Origin of the sequence: Pontibacillus chungwhensis BH030062 (genome assembly GCF_000770675.1) — a bacterium.
GTDB lineage: Bacteria > Bacillota > Bacilli > Bacillales > BH030062 > Pontibacillus > Pontibacillus chungwhensis.
Genome location: NZ_AVBG01000002.1, coordinates 330,003 through 353,664 on the forward strand (window position 1 = coordinate 330,003; position 23,662 = coordinate 353,664).

22 protein-coding genes and 3 tRNA genes are annotated in these 23,662 nt (G+C 39.6%); 1 reads left to right on the top strand and 24 read right to left on the bottom strand.

The annotated features are described in order from the left end of the window. Positions 1–172 precede the first annotated feature (172 nt). The 23 genes from N780_RS19410 to N780_RS04430 all read right to left on the bottom strand — a co-directional run bounded on the left by N780_RS19410 (position 173) and on the right by N780_RS04430 (position 22,137). Positions 173–352 (bottom strand): CxxH/CxxC protein, encoded by a 180-nt coding sequence (locus tag N780_RS19410; protein ID WP_232299486.1) that lies wholly within the window; start codon positions 350–352, stop codon positions 173–175. 55 nt (positions 353–407) lie between these two features. After that, a complete protein-coding gene (locus tag N780_RS04320) occupies positions 408–1,628 on the bottom strand; it encodes a S1C family serine protease (RefSeq protein WP_036780477.1) in 1,221 nt (406 codons plus the stop codon). Between the two features lie 70 nt (positions 1,629–1,698). Next, entirely contained in the window at positions 1,699–2,502 is an 804-nt protein-coding gene (locus N780_RS04325; RefSeq protein ID WP_036780480.1) for an MBL fold metallo-hydrolase, read from the bottom strand. Next, positions 2,499–3,368, bottom strand: coding sequence for a two-component system regulatory protein YycI (locus tag N780_RS04330; RefSeq protein WP_052114884.1), 870 nt, complete (start codon positions 3,366–3,368; stop codon positions 2,499–2,501). The genes N780_RS04325 and N780_RS04330 overlap by 4 nt, the downstream gene beginning before the upstream one ends. Beyond that, positions 3,349–4,689, bottom strand: a complete 1,341-nt coding sequence (locus N780_RS04335; RefSeq protein ID WP_036780481.1) for a YycH family regulatory protein — start codon at positions 4,687–4,689, stop codon at positions 3,349–3,351. Before N780_RS04335 ends, N780_RS04330 begins: the two co-directional genes overlap by 20 nt. Continuing rightward, positions 4,686–6,596, bottom strand: a complete 1,911-nt coding sequence (walK, locus tag N780_RS04340) for a cell wall metabolism sensor histidine kinase WalK (RefSeq protein ID WP_036780486.1) — start codon at positions 6,594–6,596, stop codon at positions 4,686–4,688. The genes N780_RS04335 and walK overlap by 4 nt, the downstream gene beginning before the upstream one ends. A 6-nt stretch (positions 6,597–6,602) precedes the next feature. Next, complete coding sequence (gene yycF / locus N780_RS04345; protein ID WP_036780489.1) at positions 6,603–7,307, bottom strand: response regulator YycF; 705 nt, start codon at positions 7,305–7,307, stop codon at positions 6,603–6,605. Between the two features lie 674 nt (positions 7,308–7,981). After that, positions 7,982–9,448, bottom strand: a complete 1,467-nt coding sequence (locus N780_RS04355; protein WP_036780495.1) for a M23 family metallopeptidase — start codon at positions 9,446–9,448, stop codon at positions 7,982–7,984. A 336-nt stretch (positions 9,449–9,784) separates the two neighbouring features. Beyond that, positions 9,785–9,857, bottom strand: a tRNA-Phe gene (locus N780_RS04360). Positions 9,858–9,910: 53 nt separating this feature from the next. Further along, a tRNA-Asp gene (locus N780_RS04365) sits at positions 9,911–9,987 on the bottom strand. 52 nt (positions 9,988–10,039) lie between these two features. Continuing rightward, positions 10,040–10,111, bottom strand: a tRNA-Glu gene (locus tag N780_RS04370). A gap of 712 nt (positions 10,112–10,823) precedes the next feature. Continuing rightward, positions 10,824–12,113, bottom strand: coding sequence for an adenylosuccinate synthase (locus N780_RS04375; RefSeq protein ID WP_036780499.1), 1,290 nt, complete (start codon positions 12,111–12,113; stop codon positions 10,824–10,826). A 206-nt stretch (positions 12,114–12,319) separates the two neighbouring features. Then, the gene (gene dnaB / locus N780_RS04380) at positions 12,320–13,681 is read right to left on the bottom strand and encodes a replicative DNA helicase (protein WP_036780507.1); all 1,362 of its coding nucleotides are present in this window, start codon (positions 13,679–13,681) and stop codon (positions 12,320–12,322) included. Between the two features lie 37 nt (positions 13,682–13,718). After that, positions 13,719–14,165 (bottom strand): 50S ribosomal protein L9, encoded by a 447-nt coding sequence (gene rplI / locus N780_RS04385; protein ID WP_036780509.1) that lies wholly within the window; start codon positions 14,163–14,165, stop codon positions 13,719–13,721. Further along, a complete protein-coding gene (locus N780_RS04390) occupies positions 14,162–16,135 on the bottom strand; it encodes a DHH family phosphoesterase (RefSeq protein ID WP_036780510.1) in 1,974 nt (657 codons plus the stop codon). Before N780_RS04390 ends, rplI begins: the two co-directional genes overlap by 4 nt. A 31-nt stretch (positions 16,136–16,166) precedes the next feature. Beyond that, complete coding sequence (locus N780_RS04395) at positions 16,167–17,099, bottom strand: YybS family protein (protein ID WP_036780511.1); 933 nt, start codon at positions 17,097–17,099, stop codon at positions 16,167–16,169. Positions 17,100–17,429: 330 nt separating this feature from the next. Beyond that, positions 17,430–17,657, bottom strand: a complete 228-nt coding sequence (gene rpsR, locus N780_RS04400) for a 30S ribosomal protein S18 (RefSeq protein WP_036780513.1) — start codon at positions 17,655–17,657, stop codon at positions 17,430–17,432. Positions 17,658–17,682: 25 nt separating this feature from the next. Next, positions 17,683–18,168, bottom strand: a complete 486-nt coding sequence (gene ssb / locus N780_RS04405; RefSeq protein WP_036780515.1) for a single-stranded DNA-binding protein — start codon at positions 18,166–18,168, stop codon at positions 17,683–17,685. Positions 18,169–18,179: 11 nt separating this feature from the next. After that, positions 18,180–18,470: a 30S ribosomal protein S6 gene (rpsF, locus tag N780_RS04410; protein ID WP_036780517.1), complete on the bottom strand. Its 291-nt coding sequence runs from the start codon at positions 18,468–18,470 to the stop codon at positions 18,180–18,182. Positions 18,471–18,599: 129 nt separating this feature from the next. Next, on the bottom strand, positions 18,600–19,700 hold the full coding sequence (ychF, locus tag N780_RS04415) for a redox-regulated ATPase YchF (RefSeq protein ID WP_036780520.1): 1,101 nt from the start codon (positions 19,698–19,700) through the stop codon (positions 18,600–18,602). A 258-nt stretch (positions 19,701–19,958) separates the two neighbouring features. Further along, on the bottom strand, positions 19,959–20,159 hold the full coding sequence (locus N780_RS04420; protein WP_036780522.1) for a DUF951 domain-containing protein: 201 nt from the start codon (positions 20,157–20,159) through the stop codon (positions 19,959–19,961). Between the two features lie 12 nt (positions 20,160–20,171). Further along, on the bottom strand, positions 20,172–20,993 hold the full coding sequence (locus N780_RS04425; protein WP_084599339.1) for a mechanosensitive ion channel family protein: 822 nt from the start codon (positions 20,991–20,993) through the stop codon (positions 20,172–20,174). A gap of 124 nt (positions 20,994–21,117) precedes the next feature. Next, positions 21,118–22,137, bottom strand: a complete 1,020-nt coding sequence (locus tag N780_RS04430; RefSeq protein ID WP_036780525.1) for a YkvI family membrane protein — start codon at positions 22,135–22,137, stop codon at positions 21,118–21,120. Between the two features lie 89 nt (positions 22,138–22,226). Between N780_RS04430 and yyaC the strand changes: the two genes are divergently transcribed. Beyond that, the gene (gene yyaC / locus N780_RS04435) at positions 22,227–22,862 is read left to right on the top strand and encodes a spore protease YyaC (RefSeq protein WP_036780527.1); all 636 of its coding nucleotides are present in this window, start codon (positions 22,227–22,229) and stop codon (positions 22,860–22,862) included. A 58-nt stretch (positions 22,863–22,920) separates the two neighbouring features. Here the strand turns inward: yyaC and N780_RS04440 are convergent, their stop codons facing one another. Continuing rightward, the gene (locus N780_RS04440; protein ID WP_036780534.1) at positions 22,921–23,628 is read right to left on the bottom strand and encodes a DUF554 domain-containing protein; all 708 of its coding nucleotides are present in this window, start codon (positions 23,626–23,628) and stop codon (positions 22,921–22,923) included. Positions 23,629–23,662: the final 34 nt, after the last annotated feature.

Genomic DNA, 23,662 nt, shown 5'->3' on the forward strand with positions numbered 1-23,662 from the left:
TCTATCTTAGACACTGTCGCTTTTATACCATTACTATTGAAAAATTGTATGACTATTCAAACTTATCAACATAATTATCCACAACTCACTTCACTTACTAATACTCACAAGCAAAGTTACAATATAAACAAGTTATTCACAAAGTTATCCACATATACACAGATTCATTCGCTTATTTGGTGGAAGAACCTGCGTTCGCTACTATATATGTAGCTAATCCACTGCAATACTCACACGTTGTGGATAAATTATTTGAGTCCTCCAACTTATTCAAATCAGGGAACGTTTCACATTCATCCACAATAACATCAATGCCTCGATCTACATGGTCCTGACAGACAAACAGTTTCACATTTACACCTCACTCTTTTAAAAATAGGAAAAGCAGGAACGTATCGTTCCCGCTTTTAATAACTCTGATTTGAAAGCTTCATGGTTACATCTTGCTTTTGACCATCTCGATAAAACGTCACTGACATTTCATCACCAACGTTCTTATTCTTATACAAATGCTTTCGTAAATCAACAATACTTAGAATTTCTTTGCCATCGAGCTCTGTAATGACATCATACTGTTGCAGTCCAACTTGATCAGCCGGTGAAGCTGATTGAACGTTATCAATAACAACGCCTCCCTGAACATCACTAGGAAGACCTAAAACCTCTCTCTGTTGAGTACGAGGAACTTCTGATAAAGAAACGGCTCCAATGCCCATAAATGGCCTTGTAACCTCTCCATCCTCTTCAATGTCCTCCATGATCGGTACAGCATTATTAATCGGAATGGCAAAACCAATCCCCTCAACAGCTGACTTAGCAATTTTCATGGAATTGATGCCAATCAGTTGCCCTTTAATATTAATGAGCGCTCCCCCACTATTTCCAGGGTTAATCGCAGCATCTGTTTGCATAACTTCTGCTTGCCAGTCCATTCTACCATCACCGTTAAAATCTTGTGGGATTGCTCGCTGTTTTCCACTAATAATCCCTTTAGTAACAGACCCAGCAAACATTAATCCAAGTGGGCTCCCGATAGCCATAGCGGGTTCCCCCACTTTAACCTTTGAGGAATCACCAATATCTATAACCTTATTTACTTTAGATCCATCTACTGTTAATACAGCTAAGTCTGTATATGGATCCGCTCCGACTAGTTCTGCTTCAATTCGGGAACCGTCAATTAAGGAAACCTCAATCCGGTCAGCTCCCTGCACAACATGGTTATTTGTTACAATATAAGCCATGTCTTGTTCCTTTTTATATATGACGCCTGAACCTGTTCCAGCTTCTCCGCTAGAAGGTTGTTCCTGAATTAAACCGGAAGATTCACGTATCTTAACAACGCCTACAACAGCTTCTTGTACCTCGCTCACAACTTCTGTAACTTGTGTTGTAACATCAAGGTTTACGCTTTCCGTTGTAGGGGTGTCTTCCTCTTCACTCGCTTGAACCTGATCTTTTTTATCTTGTGATGAAAGATCATACGGCAAGATATTCGATTGAATAAGAGCGGGTAACGCCAGCACGATTAACACAGCACCTAGAATCAGACCCACAAAAGTTGGCATAATCCATCCCGGACGCTTGTGTCTGTTGCTTGAAGAGGTTTGATCATCATAATAGCCCATTGAACCCTCAATCCTTTCTGAACCAGTTCTACATTGTATACTAGTCCCCCGTTACCTCACTACACACTTTCTAAACGTCATTTAGCGTGTAAATGGGTGTAGCATGATTCGGGTCTGTATCAAATAAGTCAATTGTATCCCCTAAAGGTATACCGCGTTCTGTTAACATGTTCCCGACAGACATACGTGCGAGGTCTTTCATGTTATTATCTTGACTTAAATGGGCTAAATAAATACGTTTTGTTGAATTGCCAATAATATCTGTTAAAGCTAGCGCACTATCCTCATTGGACACGTGGCCTTTATCCCCTAAAATGCGTCGTTTAACATTCCAGGGATAGCGCCCCATTCGTAACATCTCTACATCATGATTCGACTCAAATATATAAGCATCAGCATCTTCAACTGTTTTCTTTATTCTTTCAGAAACATACCCAGTATCCGTTACTAAAGCTACCTTCTTTCCGTTATGACGGAACACATAAAACATAGGCTCAGCCGCATCATGCGATACGCCGAAGGACTCCACTTCTAAATCCTCAAAAGCTTTGACCGTTTCCATAGAAAAGTCAAACTTTTGATCAATTGTTAGCTTTCCAATGTGACCTTCCATAGCCTTCCATGTTTTTTCATTAGCATAAATCGGTAAGTTATAACGTCTCGCTAATATACCTAATCCTTTAATGTGATCGCTATGCTCATGAGTCACAAGAATTCCGTTTAGGTCGTTAGGGTCTAGGTCAACTTGCGACATTACTCGCTCTAATTGTTTTCCGCTTAACCCTGCATCCACTAATAATTTTTGTTTTTCCGTACCAATATAAAAGGCATTTCCGGTACTTCCTGATGCCAGAACGCTAAAATGCATACTCATGATTCTCCACCCCGTACTGGTTGTTCCAGTTCAGTCTTTTTCTTGTTCATTCGTTCTAAAAATTCGTCTTCTTCTTTAGCAATATATTGTCCATCGAGTCCATTTACAAAGTAATTGCGCTCTTCATTTACGTGAATATTCCATGTAGGGGAAAAGAACTGCACACCATTCCCACCTTCTTGAAGAGGCACTAATGTATAATATCCAATATCAAATTCTGTAACAGTATCGCGACTATAAATTTGATTCTTATCAAAGAGAGTACTGATTGCCTGAATCGGTTTAATTAGATCCTGCTCTTTACCAGTGCTTTTCACATCAACTAAACGCGTTTGCAAGTAGCCAATAAGACCCGTCTTTTCTTCATTTAAGGACACAAGGACAACTCCACTCTCATTAAAGTAGATCGGGTTATCTTCATGAAGCTGAAAGAAAATGAGCACATTCCACTTCTCATTGTATCCCCAATACTCATACTCATCTCCAAAAATGATTTCTTCTTTCACAATACTAGAGATTTTACTTTTGTCAGATTCCAAATCAATTTCGATTGGTTCATTAAACACTGAAGTCAATATCTTCCCGTTCTCTCTAATTGATGATTTCTGATTCTCTCTTTCCGCTAACTTTTCTTGATCTTCTTCTTCAAAATCATACCTATCAGCATATATACGCGTTTTCTTAGGAGTATCATTAGGTAGATTTTGAAGTTGAATATCTTCTGCTTCAAGTTGCTCTTCTATACTTGTATCAGGCAATAGCACAAGTTGTGCCTGCTCTGTCTTGTTTATAAACTGGTAGACCAAAAAGACATCTAATATTAAGAAGCATAGAATAAAAAGTGTTTTAATTTGTCCCCACTGCATTATTCGTTGCCCCCTCAAGATCTAACTTTTTCCAATCTTCTCCTACTTTAATAAACCATGCAGGTGTCATATAGATAACAAACAAACTGTCCACTTTCATGGTATACCCAATCTTAATATCCTTAATGACAGAGGAAAAATGATCTTTGTTATCTTCAATGTAAGATAAAACCTCTCTCCCCGAAGAGAGTGTCTCTGTCTCGATTACTTGATTAGAAAGGTAGTCCTCCACACGAATTAAAGGGCGCCTATATTCTATTAGGTCCTGATTGCTCCACATTTGTGTAATAAGCCCCAACTCATTTTCATCTAAAACAGGATATCCGTTTTTATATTCTCGATAATGGATGGTGTTATCTCTAGAATTAATATTAAACAAACTATAAGACTCATCGGTCCACCCGTTATGATCATTTATATGATCCAAACTTTGCTTAATAATTGCTTCTCGTGATATAGATTGAGACTCCTCAAACTTATATTGCTGAAACCTCATACGCATTTTACCTGGGTATATTTGCAAGACGCGATCATCAATATTGTAAAACAAACCATTAGTGCTTGAATTTTGTTGAACAAGCTGTGGATTATTAAATAATATATTCCTCATCGTGTCTACTTCAATATTCCCACCTTTTAGTTTTTCCTTAGGTAAAGTTACTTTAGATTCAGGCAGGTAGAGAGACTCAGGTAAATAAAACTGTGCCTGACGATCTTCACTCACTCTAAAATAATCCCTTTGAATTTCAGGATTTCCTAAATATTCATCGACGGAATTATATACGTTAGGGATCATAGCCTTCACGTGTTGGTTAGCATTGTCATCTGAGATAAAATACACAGCGTTTTTAGGCTCATTGGGAGCAATAGATATAAATATGCGGTCTACATCAAATGAAGATTTTAAGAGCTCCTCTATATTGTCATTTAGCGTAAACGTAGTAGACAATGTACTTAGCGGAATACTGGCGGGATAGACAATTTCTATACCAGATTCTTTTTCTATCACACGATCCCCCGTAACCATGTCAAAATCAGTCAAACCCCATGTTAACACCTTTTTATATAACGCATCTGATTCACTCCATTCATTTAATGAGAAATGTCTCCCATTTTGATGGAATAATAAGAGCTCAGGCTTAATAATTGACGTTAAACTTTTTTGTGTACCATTCGATAACTTTGTCTCTACTTCTAATATATTCTCACCGTTGTTCAACTCATCGTATTCAGGCTGATACGTCCAAAGAGCGAACGTAACCAGTAAGCTAATGGTTACGAGGAGCCCTAGTACTATCGACTTTAAGTACTCCCACATCATTCTTCATCCCCTTGCGGTTGTTTCAGTAAAGGAAGTGTGAAGGTCACCTTAGTTCCTTCTCCTTCTTTACTATCGGCCCATACTTCGCCACCATGGGCATCAATCATTTCCCTGGAAATAGCTAAACCAAGCCCTGTACCACCTAAGTTTCTTGAACGAGCTCTGTCCACCCGGTAGAACCGTTCAAATATCTTTTCTAACTTCTCTTTAGGAATACCGACTCCCTCGTCGGAGATGGATACATGAAGCTTTTGTTGCTGTTTCTTCACCTCTAAATTGAAAGTAATGGTTCCTCCTTCTGGAGAATACTTAATCGCATTAGAGATGATGTTATCCAACACTTGAGTCATCTTATCCTTATCGATCCAAACAAGCACTTCTTTGTCAGGCAAATGATGCTCAAAGTGAATGTGATCATCTTGATTGATTTCAAAGCGTTCAGCTACTGTTTTAAAGAACCCAATAAAGTTTACTTTCTCTTTATGCAATTTGTAATCCTTATTATCCATTTTAGATAGCTGCAGCAAATCATTCACAAGACGAATCATACGCTCTGTCTCATTTTGGGTGACGTCTAAGAAGCGCGGAGCAATCTCTTTGTCTTCCCAAGCCCCTTCGGATAAGGTCTCCAAATAACTCTTCATTGTTGTTAGAGGCGTGCGTAACTCGTGCGATACGTTCGCCACAAACTCCCGTCGTTCCCGCTCAATCTTTTCTTGTTCTGTCACATCGCTTAGCACAGTGATGTAACCGTTCATTTCTTCCATTTCATATTGAACCACGGTAAAACTCGCCTTCAGTAAAAGCTGTTGATCGCCTTCACTAAAGTCGATAATAATGGATTCTTTATCATTTAGGTCTGTAATCTTATCAAGTCGGTCGCTGATTTTCAGTACGCTTAGAAGCGGCTCTCCTTGAACATCTTCAATCTCTTGACCTAGTAATCTTGAAGCTGGCTCATTCATGAGAATGATTGATCCAGTGTGATCGGTTGCAATGACGCCTTCTGTCATGTTTGATAATACTGAACTGAGTTTCCGTCTCTCACCTTCTGTAGTAGCTTGTGAAATTTTCAGCTTATCATTTAACTCATTAAAGGAAACGGCAAGTTGTCCAATTTCATCTCGGCCGTATACGTTAACCTTCTGAGAAAAATCTCCTGCTCCCATAATCTTGGCATGCTTTCGCATTTCTGTTATGGGCTTTGTAATTGTTCTTGCAATCACAATCCCTAATAAAACAGAAATAGAAACACCTAAAAATGTGCCATTAGCAAAGATTCTGTTAATATCTTGGAGCTGTCCGTATACACCTTCAAGAGAAGCTTTAATATAAATAGCTCCAACTACTACTTCTTGTTTTTCATTTCCATTAGTTTCTTCAGTTTCTCCTCTTCCTTCAGTTTCTTCAGTTTCTTCCTCCTGATAAATGGGATAGGTCCTCACCAAAGTACGGTGACCTTTTTGGTCCACTTTGGTATCAGGTTCCATCACCCTCCCAAGCAAGAGCGTACGTTGTATTTCAGGGAGAGGTAACCTTTTCCCTACTTTACTCTGATCGGAATCTTCCGTGGCCCCTATCACACGACTCTTACTATTCACCACAAGAAGTTCTGTTATATTTTCCGCATTAAAATCGTTTAAAATAGACTGTACTTCCTCTTCTAAGGTCTGTCCATCTTCTGAGGTTTGGCCATCTCCTGTGCGTTCCTTTGAAAAGGCTTGCTCCAATTGTATATTCAGTATATCAATATTATTAGTAATGGATTCTTCAAAATTCTCGTTCAATTTTGTCTCAAGTTGCTGTGAGAAATAGGCCCCGATTACTTGGATCGGAAACAAAAGCAAAAGAGTAATAATGATAATAAACTTTAAACGTATGGATTGAAAAAACCCCACCTTCTTCATATCCAATTACTCCTGTTCAGGATTTCTCAAGTAGTATCCTACTCCTCGGCGTGTTACGATCCACATCGGCGTACTCGGGTTCTCTTCAATCTTCTCGCGCAGTCTTCTTACTGTCACGTCTACTGTACGAACGTCACCATAATAATCATACCCCCACACAGTCTCAAGAAGATGTTCACGCGTCATCACTTGTCCAATATTCTTCGCTAAGTAATGCAGAAGTTCAAATTCTCGATGAGTCAGCTCGATCTGCTCTCCATCTCTTGTTACCGTATAGGCATCAGGATGGATTACAAGTTTTCCTATTTGGATATCATTATTAGCTCTTCCAGTCTCTTCAGCCGGCAATTGATGTCGACGAAGATTCGCCTTAACACGTGCAATAACCTCACGATTACTAAATGGTTTCGTTACATAATCATCCGCTCCAAGCTCAAGACCGAGCACTTTATCGATCTCAGAGTCTTTAGCTGTAAGCATAATAATAGGCATACTTTTCGTCTTACGAACTTCCCTGCATACTTCCATACCATCTTTTCCTGGAAGCATAATATCAAGGAGGATAATATCTGGGTCTTCTTGGAGCGCATGCTGAATCGCCTCATCACCATCATAAGCACAAATTACATCGTAGCCTTCTTTTTCTAAGTTAAATTTAAGTATATCTGCAATTGGTTTTTCATCATCTACTACTAACACTTTAAAACTCATACTTATCCCTACTTTCCTATTAGGTCATCGTGTAGTTCTTTTGTTCTTCATTCTAACGTATTTTCATGTAAATGTCTTTTTCAATGGAATTACAATGCTTATGCTACTATTTAATATCAAAGCTCTGTTAGTGTTTAAAGTTGATTTTGTTCCTAATAAGCCCGCTTATGCGGAAGACTTTATGCTGGGACACTGTTGTGTGGATAGGGCCGTTACGTTTATTGAGTGTTTGGGGTGTCTGGTGAACGACTCGCTTTGCGAGGGCGGTCCCACACGATGTGGCGTCATTCGACTTTGTCGCAGGACGTGATGGTCTTAGTCGAACGTTCCGACCTCTCAGCCAGGATTCTCAGATAGGGCATGTTTCCGTTACACAATATAAGGTGAAGGTGGTTCGGGAATTTGCGAGACTCCTGTGGCATTCGGAGCTTAGGGGAGACCCCGGAAAGCGCGAAGCGGTTGAGGAGGCTCCCCAGCTCGCCACGGAAAGGGAGTGATTTCCCTAACCACCTTACGCTTCAATAATGCATACGGAAACATTCTCTCAGCTTCGAATCTCCATAATTACTGCCCCAATCTTGAACAAGCTCGTTAGAAAGATTAACAACATCAAACTTTAACAGAGCCAAAATAAAAAATCCCGCAACACAATCGCTGCAGGATTAATCAATTTATTATTGGCTTACGTGTGAAAGTGGGTTCTCCAAACTACCATTTTTGTAGACTTCAAAGTGTAGATGAACTCCCGTTGAATGCCCGGTGGTTCCCATTTCACCAATGGATTGACCGCTCTTCACCGTTTGACCTGTGCTTACTTTAATGGATGAAAGGTGGGCGTAAATGGTTTTATATCCGTTATTATGATCAATAACAACTTTATTCCCATAACCACCATCACGTCCGGCTTCTGTTACAACGCCATTATCAGCTGCAAGTATCGAACGATCACTTACTCCTGCGATATCAATCCCTTTGTGATAGGCACCCCATCTATTACCTTGCTTACTCGTAATGACGCCACCAACTGCGGGCCACTTAAAGTTACCTGTTCCACGTGATGGGATAACTTTTGTCCCTTTAACAACCACTTTTGTTACAGGTTCTTTCGTTGTCTCTTCGTTTATAACCGTTTCACGGATAACCTTACCATTGGTTTTGTTTATTTCGTATTCCATATTTTTAGAGCCATCTTGGCCTTCTTGTTTAACTTCCTGCTCACCTTTATAAAGTTCATCTGATTCACGGATTTCAGTATCATACTCAAGCGTTTTTTCTACTCGCTTCTTTTCCGTTACATGTACATCTAAATAAGGCTCGTAGTCTGTTACGTTTAGTTCTTGACCAATTTGAAGAAGTTCATTATCTTTTAAATCAGGGTTTAACCCCTTAATGTCTTTAGAAGATAAATTGTATAAAGAGGCAATTTCACCTAATACTTCGCCTTCTTTAACTGTGTGAATTTGATCAGTTAATACACCTTGCTTTAGAAGTTTAACCATATCGTTCACCGATAATATATCTTTAGGAGATATTTTCTCATTAGAAAGTGAAACTTTTTCTGATAAAGAAACGTCTATAATAGTAGAATCTCCGATATCTACTGGCTGTTCTTTTTGCTCTGTTGACATTTTTTCAAATGCCTTTAACTTTTCTGAAGATATATATTGTGTTTTAATTTTTTTTAGCGCTTGATCAGCTTGATCCTTTGATGCCATAAAGCCTACTGTCTTACCAGCAATTTCAATTTTTACACCATCAACTTTAATAGATAATTCATCTTCTAACGACTGAACGAGTTGCTTGTTGTTAAAGGCGGGTCGAAACATTTTCTCTGGTACATATGTAACTTCCTCACCTACCGTTAATGGCAGGTCTTTATGTTTTTGTTCAGCTGTATCTATTTTTTCTTCCACATGTTCTTGAACTACTTTTTTGTCATCTACAATCCCTAAGTGCTCGCCATCAACATAAACGTGATACACAGTTGGAATCTGACTCTCAATGTTATCAGCATACACAGAGCCAAATGTAATTCCCACACCTAAACAAGTCGTTAACGCTATCTTCTTCCATAAAGAATTTTTTCTAGGTTGGTGATCAGCATTTTTGTTGAGAGCAGCGTTGGCTTTTCTGAACCACACGGCTTGTTCCCCCTACAATTTTTGCTTTTATATCGTTACATTTATTTTTTCTTACTTTAGTACTCTATCAATCTACCATATCTCCTACTTCTAAATAAATAGAATTCGAGACAATGTAATATACTTGTATTATAGTTGCCAAATTAATGCGAAAATTCCAGTGTATCGAGAATATTTGAGTGTAAATTGTTTCTTTTAATGAAATAACATCTTACAGATAATGGGTCGAATGTTTCGCTATCGTTACATTTAAAAACAAGTAATACAAGACAAAAGTCCTAAACAAAAAACAATAAAAAACAGGGCCCTCTTAGCGAGAGTCCTGTTATTAAAAAGTGGCTCGGGACGGAATCGAACCGCCGACACACGGATTTTCAGTCCGTTGCTCTACCGACTGAGCTACCGAGCCAGAGTAGTTTCTTATTTCTTTAAGTAGGAAACTTAATTTATAGAAATAAATAGTGGCGGTCCGGACGGGACTCGAACCCGCGACCTCCTGCGTGACAGGCAGGCATTCTAACCAACTGAACTACCGGACCTCAAAAATAAAGTAGAGGAATCTGAAGCGATCATGACTCCTCTATCAGGCTATGACCCGTACGGGATTCGAACCCGTGTTACCGCCGTGAAAGGGCGGTGTCTTAACCACTTGACCAACGGGCCAAAATAGAATGTCGAGACGATCTGTCTGTGACAGCGATATTAATAATATCAGGATATCTTCTATTTGGCAATAGTTTTTCTATAAAAATATTAATATTATATTTTAGTGACTTACTATACCCTTCCCACTACGTATCAACTGAGAGAATGTTTCCGTTTGTGTTATTTGAGAGTAAGGTGGTTCGGGAAATCACTCGCTTTCCGCGGCGATCTGGGAAGCCTCCTCGTTCGCTGGCGCTCTCTGTGGGGTCTTCCCTATGCTCCTATTGTCGCACGAGTCTCGCAATTTCCCAAACCTTCGCCATATGTAGAAGGGACGGAATCATGCAATAATTCAGAGGTCTTCACCCCCTCCCACCTTTAAGATGCGCGGCCGTTTTATAAAATTTAGCCAGGGGGGGCTGGGGAACGGGGAGACTCCTGCAGGAGAAAGAGGTAGACGAGACCCCACAGAGAGCGTAAGCGAACGAGGAGGCTCGACAGCTCGCCTGCGGAAAGCGACTCGTTCCCCAGACACCCCAAGCACTCAACAAACGTAACGGCCCTATCCACACAAGAGTGACTCATCCTCAAGTCTTCCATATAAGGGAGCTATTGTGGAGTAGTTACCCTATAAAAAACGCCTGGAGTCTAAGTTAGACTCCAGGCGTTTCAAACATTTAGTGAAGACTATTAATTGCAGTCCATTCACTAACATGCTCTATTTGGCTATTTAAGCCTCGTAGATATCTTTTAAGACGTTCGTCTGGTTTCTGTCCGGACCGACAGAGAAAACGTTCAGAGGGATGCCTGTGAGCTCAGAAACTCTATTTACATAATGCTGGGCATTTGTTGGAAGGTCTTCGAAGTTTTTGACACTGGTGATGTCTTCAGTCCATCCTGGCATTTCCTCATAAACGGGTTCACAATCAGCTAAGATATTCAGGTTTGCCGGATACTCTTCCAAACGTTCACCTTTATACTGATAAGCTACACAGATCTTAAGTGTATCAATGCCTGTTAACACATCAATGGAGTTAAGAGATAAAGCTGTTATTCCACTTACACGTCTTGCGTGACTGACCACAACACTGTCAAACCAGCCTACGCGACGAGGACGTCCTGTAGTTGTCCCATACTCACGACCCACCTCACGAATGCGATCGCCTGTTTCATCGTGTAATTCAGTAGGGAAAGGACCATCCCCAACACGGGATGTATAAGCTTTAGAAACGCCCACAACGTGATCAATCTTTGTTGGGCCAACCCCAGAACCAATGGCTACACCACCTGCTGTTGGGTTAGAGGACGTTACAAACGGGTAAGTCCCTTGGTCAACATCAAGCATAACACCTTGAGCGCCTTCAAATAGCACAGGCTGATCTGAATCAATCGCATCATTAAGAAGTTTAGAAGTATCACAAACGTATTGGGCAATTTGTTGACCATATTCAAAGTACTCATTAAAGATTTCATCAACTGCCATCGTGTCAGACTCGTAAACTTTTTCGAAAAACTTGTTTTTTTCGATCAAGTTTTGCGTAAGCTTCTCACGAAAAGCGTCAGCATCTAATAAATCAGCAATGCGAATGCCCATGCGGCCTGCTTTATCCATATAAGCCGGTCCAATCCCTTTATTCGTTGTGCCGATCTTATTATCTCCTTTGCTCTCTTCCTGAAGAGCATCCAATTTAATGTGATAAGGAAGAATCACATGAGCACGGTTGCTAATACGCAAGTTACTTGTTGATACATTTCGTTCGTGTAAGTATGCAAGTTCTTTTACAAGTGCTTTTGGGTTAATAACCATTCCGTTCCCAATTACACACTCTTTATCATTATAAAAAATACCTGAAGGGATTAGATGAAGCTTGTACGTCTCCCCCTCAAACTGTATCGTGTGACCAGCATTGTCACCGCCCTGATAACGTGCGACAACTTTTGCTTTCTCGGATAAGAAGTCAGTAATTTTACCTTTCCCCTCATCTCCCCATTGTGTTCCAACTACTACTACTGAAGACATATATATGGCACCTCCGCCGAATTTCATTTCCGTAAAATTGACAACATGAGTAGCTTATCAGCTAAAAAAAGAAAAGTCAAACCAAAACACGAACATTATCAATTTCAATTTAATATACGTTCGTAATAATAAAAGTTTTAGAGCTTGGAACCCCTTTTATCCTCATAAAAAAAGAGGGAATCCCATTCAAATGTGGGAAACCCTCTTTAGGCAGGAGGAATATCACTCTCGTCATAACGATGCTCTAAATCAACGAATTTGTTATATTCCTTCACAAACATTAACTCAACAGTTCCTACTGGACCGTTACGCTGTTTCGCTAATATGATTTCAATGATGTTCTCTTTTTCAGATTCTTGATCGTAGTAATCATCACGGTATAAGAAACCAACAATATCGGCATCCTGCTCAATACTCCCTGATTCACGAATATCAGACATCATCGGACGTTTATCTTGGCGTCCTTCAACACCACGAGATAACTGTGATAACGCTATAAGCGGTACATTAAGTTCTCGGGCCAATCCTTTAAGAGCACGTGAAATCTCTGATACCTCTTGCTGACGATTCTCTTTGGAATTGCCGCTTCCTTGAATTAGCTGAAGATAGTCAATAAGAATCATACCAAGGCCATGTTCTTGCGCAAGGCGTCTGCATTTTGAGCGAATCTCATTTACTCGAATACCCGGCGTATCATCAATGAATATTCCAGCATTGGATAAGCTCCCCATAGCCATCGTCAATTTTCCCCAGTCTTCCGTTTCAAGCTTACCTGTTCTTAATCTTGTAGCATCAATATTTCCTTCCGCACAAAGCATACGCATGACGAGCTGGTCCGCTCCCATCTCCAGGGAAAAGATTGCTACGTTCTCATCTGTATGAGCGGCAACATTCTGAGCAATATTTAAGGCAAACGCCGTTTTCCCTACAGAAGGACGGGCGGCAATGATAATAAGATCATTCCGTTGGAAACCCGCTGTCATACCATCAAGATCTCTAAATCCTGTTGGTAATCCTGTCACTTCAGCTGACGTATTGTGAAGTTGCTCAATATTATCATACACATCGATTAATACGTCTTTTATATTTTTAAATTTACCGGAATCTTTCTGCTGAGCTACTTCTAATATGGATTTCTCCGCATCATTCAAGACACCTTCAATATCCTCTTCATTAGAGTAACCGTTCGTCACAATGGTTGTAGCAGTCTTGATGAGACGTCGCAATATAGCCTTTTCTTCTACTATACGAGCGTAATATTCAATATTGGCTGCCGTTGGGACAGAATTAGCTAAGTCACTAAGGTACGAAACACCACCGATTTCATCGAGCGTTTTCGCATTCGAAAGAGAAGTCGTAACGGTTACTAAATCAATAGGTTCTCCCTTTTCAGAAAGGTGAGACATCGCTTCATAAATACGCTGGTGACTAGCGCGGTAAAAATCCTCAGGTTGAAGCAACTCTGTTGCTGTTGCAATCGATTGTGGTTCCAAAAAAATAGCGCCGAGCACCGCCTGCTCGGCCTCTATATTATGGGGCGGTGTTCGGTCATTTAAAAAATCGCTCAAGTCATCTTCCCCCTTTTCAGTTAAGAGGATGGATTAATTATTTCTCTGAAACATGAACTTTAATCGTAGCTGTTACCTCATGGTGAAGTTTAACAGGTACATTTGTATATCCAAGAGAACGAATTGGTGAATCCATCTCTATTTTACGTTTGTCAATTTTAATGTCATGAGATTTCTTCAGTTCTTCAGCAATTTGTTTATTTGTAATAGACCCAAATAAACTACCCTTGTCACCTGATTTAGCTTGTAGCTCTACTGTAAGATTTTCAAGAGTTTCTTTTAGGCGCTTCGCTTCTTCTAGTTCCTCTTGAGCTTCTTTTTCTTTTTTATGATCAATTGCTTCTTGGGCTTTTAAATTTCCTTTTGTAGCTTCGACCGCCAAGTTATTTTTTAAAAGATAGTTACGAGCATATCCTTCTGAAACGTTCTTAACTTCGCCCTTTTTACCTTTACCTTTTACATCTTTTGTGAAAATTACCTTCATGATTCATTACCTCCCTCAAAATACTCATCTATTATTTCTTTAAGTTGTTCTTCAGCTTGCTCAATTGTAGTATCGTCAAGCTGAGTAGCAGCATTGGTTAAATGGCCGCCGCCATTCATGCTTTCCATTAAAATTTGTACGTTAACATCGCCTAGTGAGCGGGCACTTATACCAATACGTCCATCTGAACGTTCGGATATAACAAATGAGGCTACAACTCCACTCATGGTTAGCAATGTATCAGCTGCTTGCGCAATGATAACAGGGCCGAATGTGTCTCCCTCACCTGCCTTTGATATGGCAATTCCGTCGCGGTAAATCTTAGCGCTCTCAATAAGCTTACTCCGTCTCACGTAAACATCTAAGTCTTCTTTCATGAACTTCTGCACAAGCACCGTATCTGCGCCTTTAGAGCGTAAATAACTGGCGGCATCAAACGTTCTAGAGCCAGTACGGAGTGTAAAGCTCTTCGTGTCTACTATGATTCCAGCTAAAAGAGCAGTAGATTCAAGCATATTCAACTTCAATTTCTTCGGTTGATATTCTAACATTTCTGTTACCAGTTCTGCAGTTGAAGAGGCATATGGTTCCATATAGACAAGTGTAGGATCCTGTATGAACTCTTCCGCTCTTCTGTGGTGGTCAATCACCACTACATGTTCTGTTTTGTTTAGGAGTTTCTCTTCAATAACAAGAGAAGGTTTGTGGGTGTCGACTACAACAATTAATGTTTTCTTCGTCACAACCTCATGGGCTTCTTCTGGGTCGATAAACCTCGACCATAATTGTTCACTTTTTTGAATCTCATCAAACAAACGTTGAACTCCTGTATTGGCTTCATCTGGATCATATACAATAAATCCGTCTTTATCATTGGCTTGAGCCATTTTCAAGATACCAATACAAGCACCTATTGAGTCCATATCAGGGTTTTTATGCCCCATTACAATAACTTTATCTGCTTCTTGAACAAGTCCCTTCAGGGCATGGGAAATAACGCGTGCACGTACACGGGTACGCTTTTCCATTGGATTTGTCTTACCTCCATAGAAACGAACCTTCCCATTTTCATCCTTAATCGCTACTTGGTCTCCTCCTCGTCCGAGCGCTAAATCGAGACTAGACTGGGCCAACTCACCTAAGTCAGGGAGAGAAGCTTCGCCTACACCAATACCAAAGCTTAGCGTAAGAGGAACATTCTTATCTGTGATTAGTTCACGTACATCGTCCAAGATATCAAATTTAGATCGCTCTAGGTTTTTCAGAATACGGTGATTTAAAACCGCGAAAAACTTATCTTGCGAGGAGCGTTTTAAATACACTCCATTTTCCTGTGACCATTGATTAAGAATGGATGTAACTTGTGAATTAATATGGCTTTTGGCGGTATCATCCATGGCTTGTGTAATCTCTTCATAGTTATCCAGGAAAATAATCGCCAAAACCGTTCGATCATTTTGATATAGATTCTGAACTAATGTTTGTTGAGTTCGGTCAAATAGATACAACAATCGTTCATCTTTTTTTACAACCGTTTGCAATTCATAGTCGTCCATAGAAATCCATACATCGTTCTTTCCTTCTTTAATCGCTGATACTAGCGTGTCCGAAATTTGATTAAGAGGTTCTCCGACCAATGTTTCCTGAGGAAAAAAGTGATTCATATATGGGTTAGCCCATTCAATGTTATAGTCCTCACTAAACAGGACAATCCCTATAGGCATCTCCATTAAGGCTTCTTCACCCACTTTTTTCACCCGGTACGAAAGGGTTGAGATATACTCTTCTGTTTCGTTAATTAGAAACTGTTCAGTTCGAACGCTATAGTAAATAGAAGCGATCAGTAGTGCGGTCATGACTAAACCGAGCTTCCACTCATAATAAAAGATCAGCGCTAATAGAAGAATGGATAATGTATAAATCACCCATAAATGACTACTCAACCTTGGTTTTTTAAAGAAATTCGGCATGACCGTCATCTCCTAAACATAAAGTCGATCCTTATTGCTTTCCTAATCGTTCTCTTAATGAGAAACCTAAATCAATTATACCTAAAATTCGCATCGGAAACACTAATAGGTAAGGGAAAAGTAAAGTTAATACTACTGCCGTTATAGGGAGAGCATTGGAACGTTTTTTGTGGTGGGTCAAGGCAAACAAATATGAAAGGCCCTGTAGAATCATAAAGAAACCGGTGAGCGTATACATATTCTGCGCCACAACACCCATATACTCTTCTGTGGTTGGGAAGACCCAAGTCACTAGAACGGCTATAAAATAGTACCATAACACTGATTTTGGAAAGGTAAACTGATGGACTGGCGGAAATCGTAACGTTTGTTTTTCAATCTTACTCTGTATTCTAAACCCAAGCCATAAGGTAATAAACGAGAAGACTATAGACGAAATTGCCATGACGCTTGGTAACATAGAGGGAAGGTTTTCAAATTGAGCCTGAACAATTGAAAGTTGCTCTTCAGAAATCCCCATATCTGAAACCATGCTCTCAGTTGACTGAAAAGCTTCATCGAGCATCGATTGGAAAGCCTCTACTAAATTTAAATTAAATAGAAAGATCATACTTAAATAGAAACTTACGATTCCAATGAGGTACCCAACGGCTCCTTGTGCCCATGCTTCATGTGGACTTCTTTCATGGTGTAGAGCAGCCCCCAAAAAGATTCCTCCAACACCTATGGAAAGCGTAACAGGGATCGCTACAAACCCTAAAATCAACATCGAAATAATCGATAAAAGTGTTAAAAATAACAAAGATTGTTTCCAGCCATGTTTAGCAGCAAACAAGAAAAAAGGCAGAGCCAATATTACCATTGAAAAGATAGATAAGACAGGAATTACAATGGTAAGTAGAAGGAGGAGGATATAGACCCCACCATACATAAGGCTCTGTCGTAACATACTTGAAGATTTCATTTTCATTTACTCTCCTCTAAACCATCTATTGAATAAAATTAGATTAACATAAAACACGTATATGTTCATTAATAGTGTCACCATAGTTCTATGTACTAAATCAATTGTTAAGATTAACTTTACAATGCTTTATAGGAGAACGCAAAAGTTCTATTTTTCCGGAAGTCTAATTGAACATCTTGCCCGGTGCAATTCTATAAAAACACAAAGTTAAAGAAAACTAAGTTTAAAGAAAACCCGCCAATAGGCGAGCCTTCTGTAAACTGTTTTTATTGTTGCAAAAAAAGCACAGCGTTATATGCTGTGCTTTTAAAGTCTTACGAAAGAATATTAGTCGTTAACGTAAGGCAATAGTGCCATTTGACGAGAACGTTTAATCGCTCTTGTAAGTTTACGTTGGTATTTAGCAGAAGTTCCTGTTACACGACGAGGAAGAATCTTTCCACGCTCAGAAACAAAACGCTTAAGAAGTTCAACATCTTTATAATCGATGTGTGTAATTCCATTCGCTGTGAAATAACACACTTTTCTACGCTTCGCGCGACCACGACGAGCCATAATTGAAAACCTCCTTATAATTTAATTAAAATGGTAAATCGTCATCTGAAATATCAATAGGTTCCCCATTATCAGCGAATGGGTCATCCTGTTTAGGTTGATTATTATTGTTGTTATTATTGTTTGGACTATATCCAGATTGGTTCTGATTAGATTGGAATCCTTGTGAACCTGCGCCACCTGAAGACGAGCCTTTTGTTTCTAAGAATTGTACACTATCAGCAACAACTTCTGTCACAAAAACGCGTTTGCCTTCTTGGTTATCGAAGCTTCGGGATTGTAAACGTCCATCAACACCGACTAAGCTTCCTTTATTCATAAAGTTCGCTAGATTCTCTGCGGCACGACGCCACACAACACAGTTAATAAAATCTGCATCACGGCTACCTTGTTGGCTAGTAAACGGGCGGTTTACAGCAATCGTAAAGTTCGCAACGGCTACTCCGTTGGGTGTATAGCGCAAATCGGGATCCTTGGTTAATCTGCCGACAAGAACGACACGATTTAACACAGAACCACTCCTTATTGATCGTCTTCGCGTACAGCGATGTGACGAATAATATCATCAGAATACTTAGCAAGGCGATCAAATTCGTTAACAGCTTGGCTGTCACCGTTGAATTTGATTACCATGTAGTAACCATCACGGAAATCGTTAATTTCATAAGCTAAGCGACGCTTGCCTACTTCTTTAGTTTCAGTAATTTCCGCACCATTATCAGTAAGAACATTGTTGAAACGCTCTACTACTGATTTTTGAGTTTCCTCATCTACGTTTGGGCGGATGATATACATGATCTCGTAATTTCTCATCCGACTTCACCTCCTTTTGGACTTAGCGGCCCTTTTACGGGCAAGGAGTAATTATCTCGTACAATTACTCACAATGTTGTATTATATCAAAGTTAATATAAAAGCACAACCAAGTTTCCAATTTTACGCTTATACATTAAAGCGGAAATGAATGACATCTCCATCTTTAACTAGATATTCTTTGCCCTCTAATCGAACTTTACCATTTTCTTTAGCCACTGACATTTTGCCAGCTTCTACAAGGTCGTCATAAGCCACCGTTTCAGCACGAATAAACCCTCGTTCAAAGTCACTGTGAATGATTCCTGCTGCTTGAGGAGCTGTCATTCCTTCTTTAAAGGTCCAAGCACGCACTTCTTGCTCGCCTGCTGTGAAATAAGTAGCTAAACCAAGAAGGTTGTATGACGCTTTGATAAGCTGATCAAGGCCTGATTCTGCAATGCCTAGATCATCTAAGAATTCTTGTTTTTCTTCTCCTTCAAGCTCAGCAATTTCAGACTCAATCTTTGCACAAACAACAATAACCTGAGCGTTCTCTTTTTCAGCAAACTCACGTACAGCTTGTACATGTTCATTGCCACTTGGGTCTGCAATTTCATCTTCTCCAACATTAGCCACATATAAAACAGGCTTAGATGTTAGTAAGTGAAGACCTTTCACGATTCTTTGTTGGTCATCACTATATTCTAAAGCTCTTGCTGGCACTTCTTCTTCAAGGCCTTCTTTAATCTTCTCAAGAACGGCTTGTTCTGCAAGAGCCTCTTTGTCTTTTTGGCGAGCCATTTTAGCAACTCGATCAAGACGTTTATTGACTGTTTCTAAGTCAGCCAGAATTAGTTCTAAATTGATGGTTTCAATATCTGCAATTGGATCTACTCCACCAGAAACGTGTGTGATGTTATCATCTTGAAAACAACGAACAACGTGGCTGATCGCATCTACTTGGCGTATATGAGATAAGAATTGGTTTCCTAACCCTTCACCTTTACTTGCACCCTTTACAATACCTGCGATATCCGTAAATTCGAATGCCGTAGGGACTGTTTTCTTAGGGTTTACTAATTCTGTTAATTTTTCTAATCTTTCATCTGGAACTTCAACAATACCAACGTTAGGATCAATGGTACAGAACGGGTAGTTAGCTGATTCTGCACCTGCCTGGGTAATTGCATTAAATAAGGTTGATTTCCCAACGTTAGGCAAACCTACAATTCCTGTTGTTAATGACATTAACATTCCACTCCTTAAGGATTACCGTCCATATGAACGTCTGCAGTAACCCAATTATATTGCTCGTCTATACATATGACAAGTAAGCACATTAGAAAAACAAGGGGAAATTCGCCCTTGTTTTTCCATTTATACACTCGTTATTTTTTTATTTTTGAGGTGTTCACTAATGATGTTTTTTGATTTTCTAGTATACAACATAACATATACATGATTTTCGTGAAACAACCTTCAGAAGCTCTTTATGAACTCCTAACTTTACTTTTCTTCGTGTTTCTCAAGGACCTTCTTCATCTTGCTTTCAAAGCGTCGTCTTGGGATTAGCACACTATGCCCGCACCCTTCGCACTTTATACGTATATCTGCCCCTAAACGAATAATCTTCCATCTATTCTCACCGCATGGGTGCGATTTCTTCATTTGAACAATATCGTTTAAAGAATATAGTTGATCTGACATTTCCAATCCTCCTTACGATGTTGTCTCAACGACTTCCTGTTCTTCTTGTCTAGAATACATGACTAAACGAGGGAAAGGTATTTCAATTCCTTGTTCGTCCAACCTGTTCTTCAATTCCTTGCGAAGCATACGAGCAATCGGCCAATGTTCCATTGGATCTGTCTCAGCTATGATTCTTAGCACAACATCAGACGAACCTAGACTTTGTACACCAAGAAGTTCAGGCGTACCCCTTAACTCCTGATATCGTTTAGGTAATTCTTGGAGCAGGTCTTCTATAACCGCTTCTGCTCGTATAATGTCTCCCTCATAAGCAATGCTGACATCAACCACAGCAATACTGTTATGAACCGAGAAGTTCGTCACTTCATTAATACTACCGTTTGGTATAATGTGGAGCTTGCCCGTCCAATGCTTAATCTTCGTCGTGCGAAGCCCGATCTCTTCAACAAATCCTTCTGAACTTGACGTTTGGACGTAATCACCTACTGAAAATTGATCTTCAAATATAATGAAAAAACCAGTAATGATGTCTTTCACCAGATTTTGAGCTCCGAAGCCAATGGCTAATCCAGCAATTCCTGCGCCAGCTAGTAAGGTTCTCACATCAATACTAATGGTATCTAAAACCATAATCGCTGCCGTGAAATAAACCATATATGTGAGCGTATTTTCCAATAGCTTTACGAGAGTAAGCTCACGCCGTTGAGTAATTTTAAAAGGACCTTTTCTCCTTCGTTTGAAAATGTTTTGAATCACCTGTTTACCAAACTTAATAATAAAATAAGAAAGTAGTAATATGACGATTATATTCAAAACGCCTTTACCAAGCATCACCCATAACTCTGGCCCAGTTACATAATCAACAGAACTCGTCCATTTACCTTGTAACCAATTCCACAATGTGCTCCGTTCCCTCCCCCATTAAACCTTCATAATATACTATTGTATCAGCTTTTCAACTGATTTTGTATCGATTTAAAAAGGGGTATAACAAAATAGCCGAAAGCACATATAGGTTTAACAAACCATACAGTGGATATAAATACTTTATCAATGTGGAGAAACCAATACTCGTTAGGGGGAGCATTAATAACAGCGTAATTGCAGCCAAAAGCCAAAGAGGTCCTTTCAAACGATTCCTGAACCTTGTTATTAATCCGAGAACACCAGATGCTGCCGTGGTAAAAATGGCAATCCATAATAGGAAAGATATAAACAGAAACATCTCATAAGGGTAATGTTTAAGGATGGCAAACAAGGGAATTTCATAAAGTAAAATATCGTCTGCTATCTGAATTAGACTACTATTGTAAATAAACGATATAGAGCCTAGTACAAGACCGCTCCCAATACTCGCAATCCATATTTCCCCTTTATAACGAACTTCACTTCCTACAGCACCTAGAACAGCAATAAGAGGCAGAATGTTAAGTGCAGTAAAAGGGAAAGCGGCTGGCCAGTTACTCTGCTCTCCAAAATGAGAGAACAGAGAGAGTTCTTGCTGAACAGAGAACAATATCAACACATACAACAGGCCCCCAATGAGCAAAGGCAATATAATACTATTCATAGATAAGATCCCTTTGATATCCCACACAAACACTAGAATAAGAGGAACGATAATAGCAATAATCCCTAGCCAATAAGAGAAATGAAATGCCTGCCAAGTAGCTCCACTACCAGCTAGCATAATAACAGTGGTAGTGAAAAGGTAAAGAATGATCATTCCATCGTACAGTAATGTTAAGTGGTCACCTACAATTGTACGAAGAACAGGAAGGTAATGCTTCGATTTTTTTTCGAAACTAATCCTCAAGATTACGTAACAGGAAATTGTAAAGAGTATGGTGAAAATCATAATAGCAAGTCCACTCTCATGACCAAAAAACTGCCATAATTCCCTGCCTGAAGCGTATCCTGCTCCAATCATAGTCCCAATGATCAAGAACATCCATTTCATACCAGATCGAATCATATTTTTCCTCCTACCTTCTTTCTTCGTGTATGTATAGAATTCGAAAAATCGCTGTATACTAATAACAATATGACTACGGAGGAAAAGCTATGAATCTAAAGCAAAGACTTTTTTCTCAGAAAACAGAACATCGCTACCATTTTGAAGATGAGCAGTTACTGTTGGGGTTAACTCAGACGCTTAAAGAATGGGTGCCTGCTAATCGGGAGATTGTCATCGTCTGTATTGGTACCGACCGTTCTACCGGTGATTCTCTTGGCCCTTTAATTGGGACACTTCTTGAAGAGAGTCAACTTCAACGTATTCACGTGTACGGAACACTTAATGACCCTGTCCATGCCGTTAACCTAAATGAAAAACTTGAATTTATTCAAAAACGCTATCATCGTCCATACATTATAGGAATTGATGCATGTTTAGGTAAGTTATCATCTGTTGGGAACATTATTTTAGGTCAAGGACCTGTAAAACCAGGAGCAGCTGTAAAAAAACAACTCCCTGACGTAGGAGAGATTCACCTTACAGGTGTGGTGAATGTTAGTGGTTTTATGGAGTACTTTGTACTGCAGAACACACGCTTAAATATAGTCATGCAAATGGCTAAGCAAATGGCCAAAGCACTACAAACTTTTGATGAACATATGGGTAAGGCTGAAGTATCGAAGCCTATTCCAACAGATCCTCTCACAACAAAAAGAAAACGTTGGTTACCGATAAAAGAATAGCGCCCCATAAAAAGAGCAAGAACCAAAAGGTTCTTGCTCTTTTTCATTTACTATAAATCTATATCCCTAACTTCAGCCAGCCATAAAGGATGAAGCCAATAAACAGTAAACTTGGTAACAGATTGGCCACACGTACTTTTGTTATATGAAGAATATTGAGTCCGATTGCTACAATTAAAATTCCGCCAGTAGCTGTCATCTCGACGATAAAGACATCCATGAAATCCTGAGGAATCCAATTATGAATTTGGGTAGATAAAAGCGCTATTCCTCCCTCATATAAGAGAACCGGAATAACCGACAGCATCACGCCCCATCCTAATGTCGTGGTTAAAACAAGGGCTACAAATGAGTCTATAATGGCTTTTGTCACGAGCACGTCGTGGTCTCCACGTATCCCACTATCAAGCGCCCCGACGACAGCCATCGCTCCAATTACAAAAATTAAGGAGGCGGTAATAAAACCTTCTGAAACAGAGGATTGCTTCCCTTTACTGAACTTTGACTCTAAGAAAGCACCAAGCTTCTCGAACCGTTCCTCAAGTTGAAGCCACTCTCCGGCAAAAGCTCCAAACAGTAAACTAAGAAGCATTACAATAATCTGGTCTGTTTCTATTGCCATGCGTAAACCAATAAGTGTTACAGCTAATCCGATGCCATTCATAGTTGTTTCTTTCGTTTTTTCAGGTATTTTATTTAAAAATAACCCTATTAAGCTACCTAATATAATACCTATCCCATTTACAAGTGTGCCAAATAAAATCATTGATCGTCTTCCTCCAACAAACTTAGCCATGTTT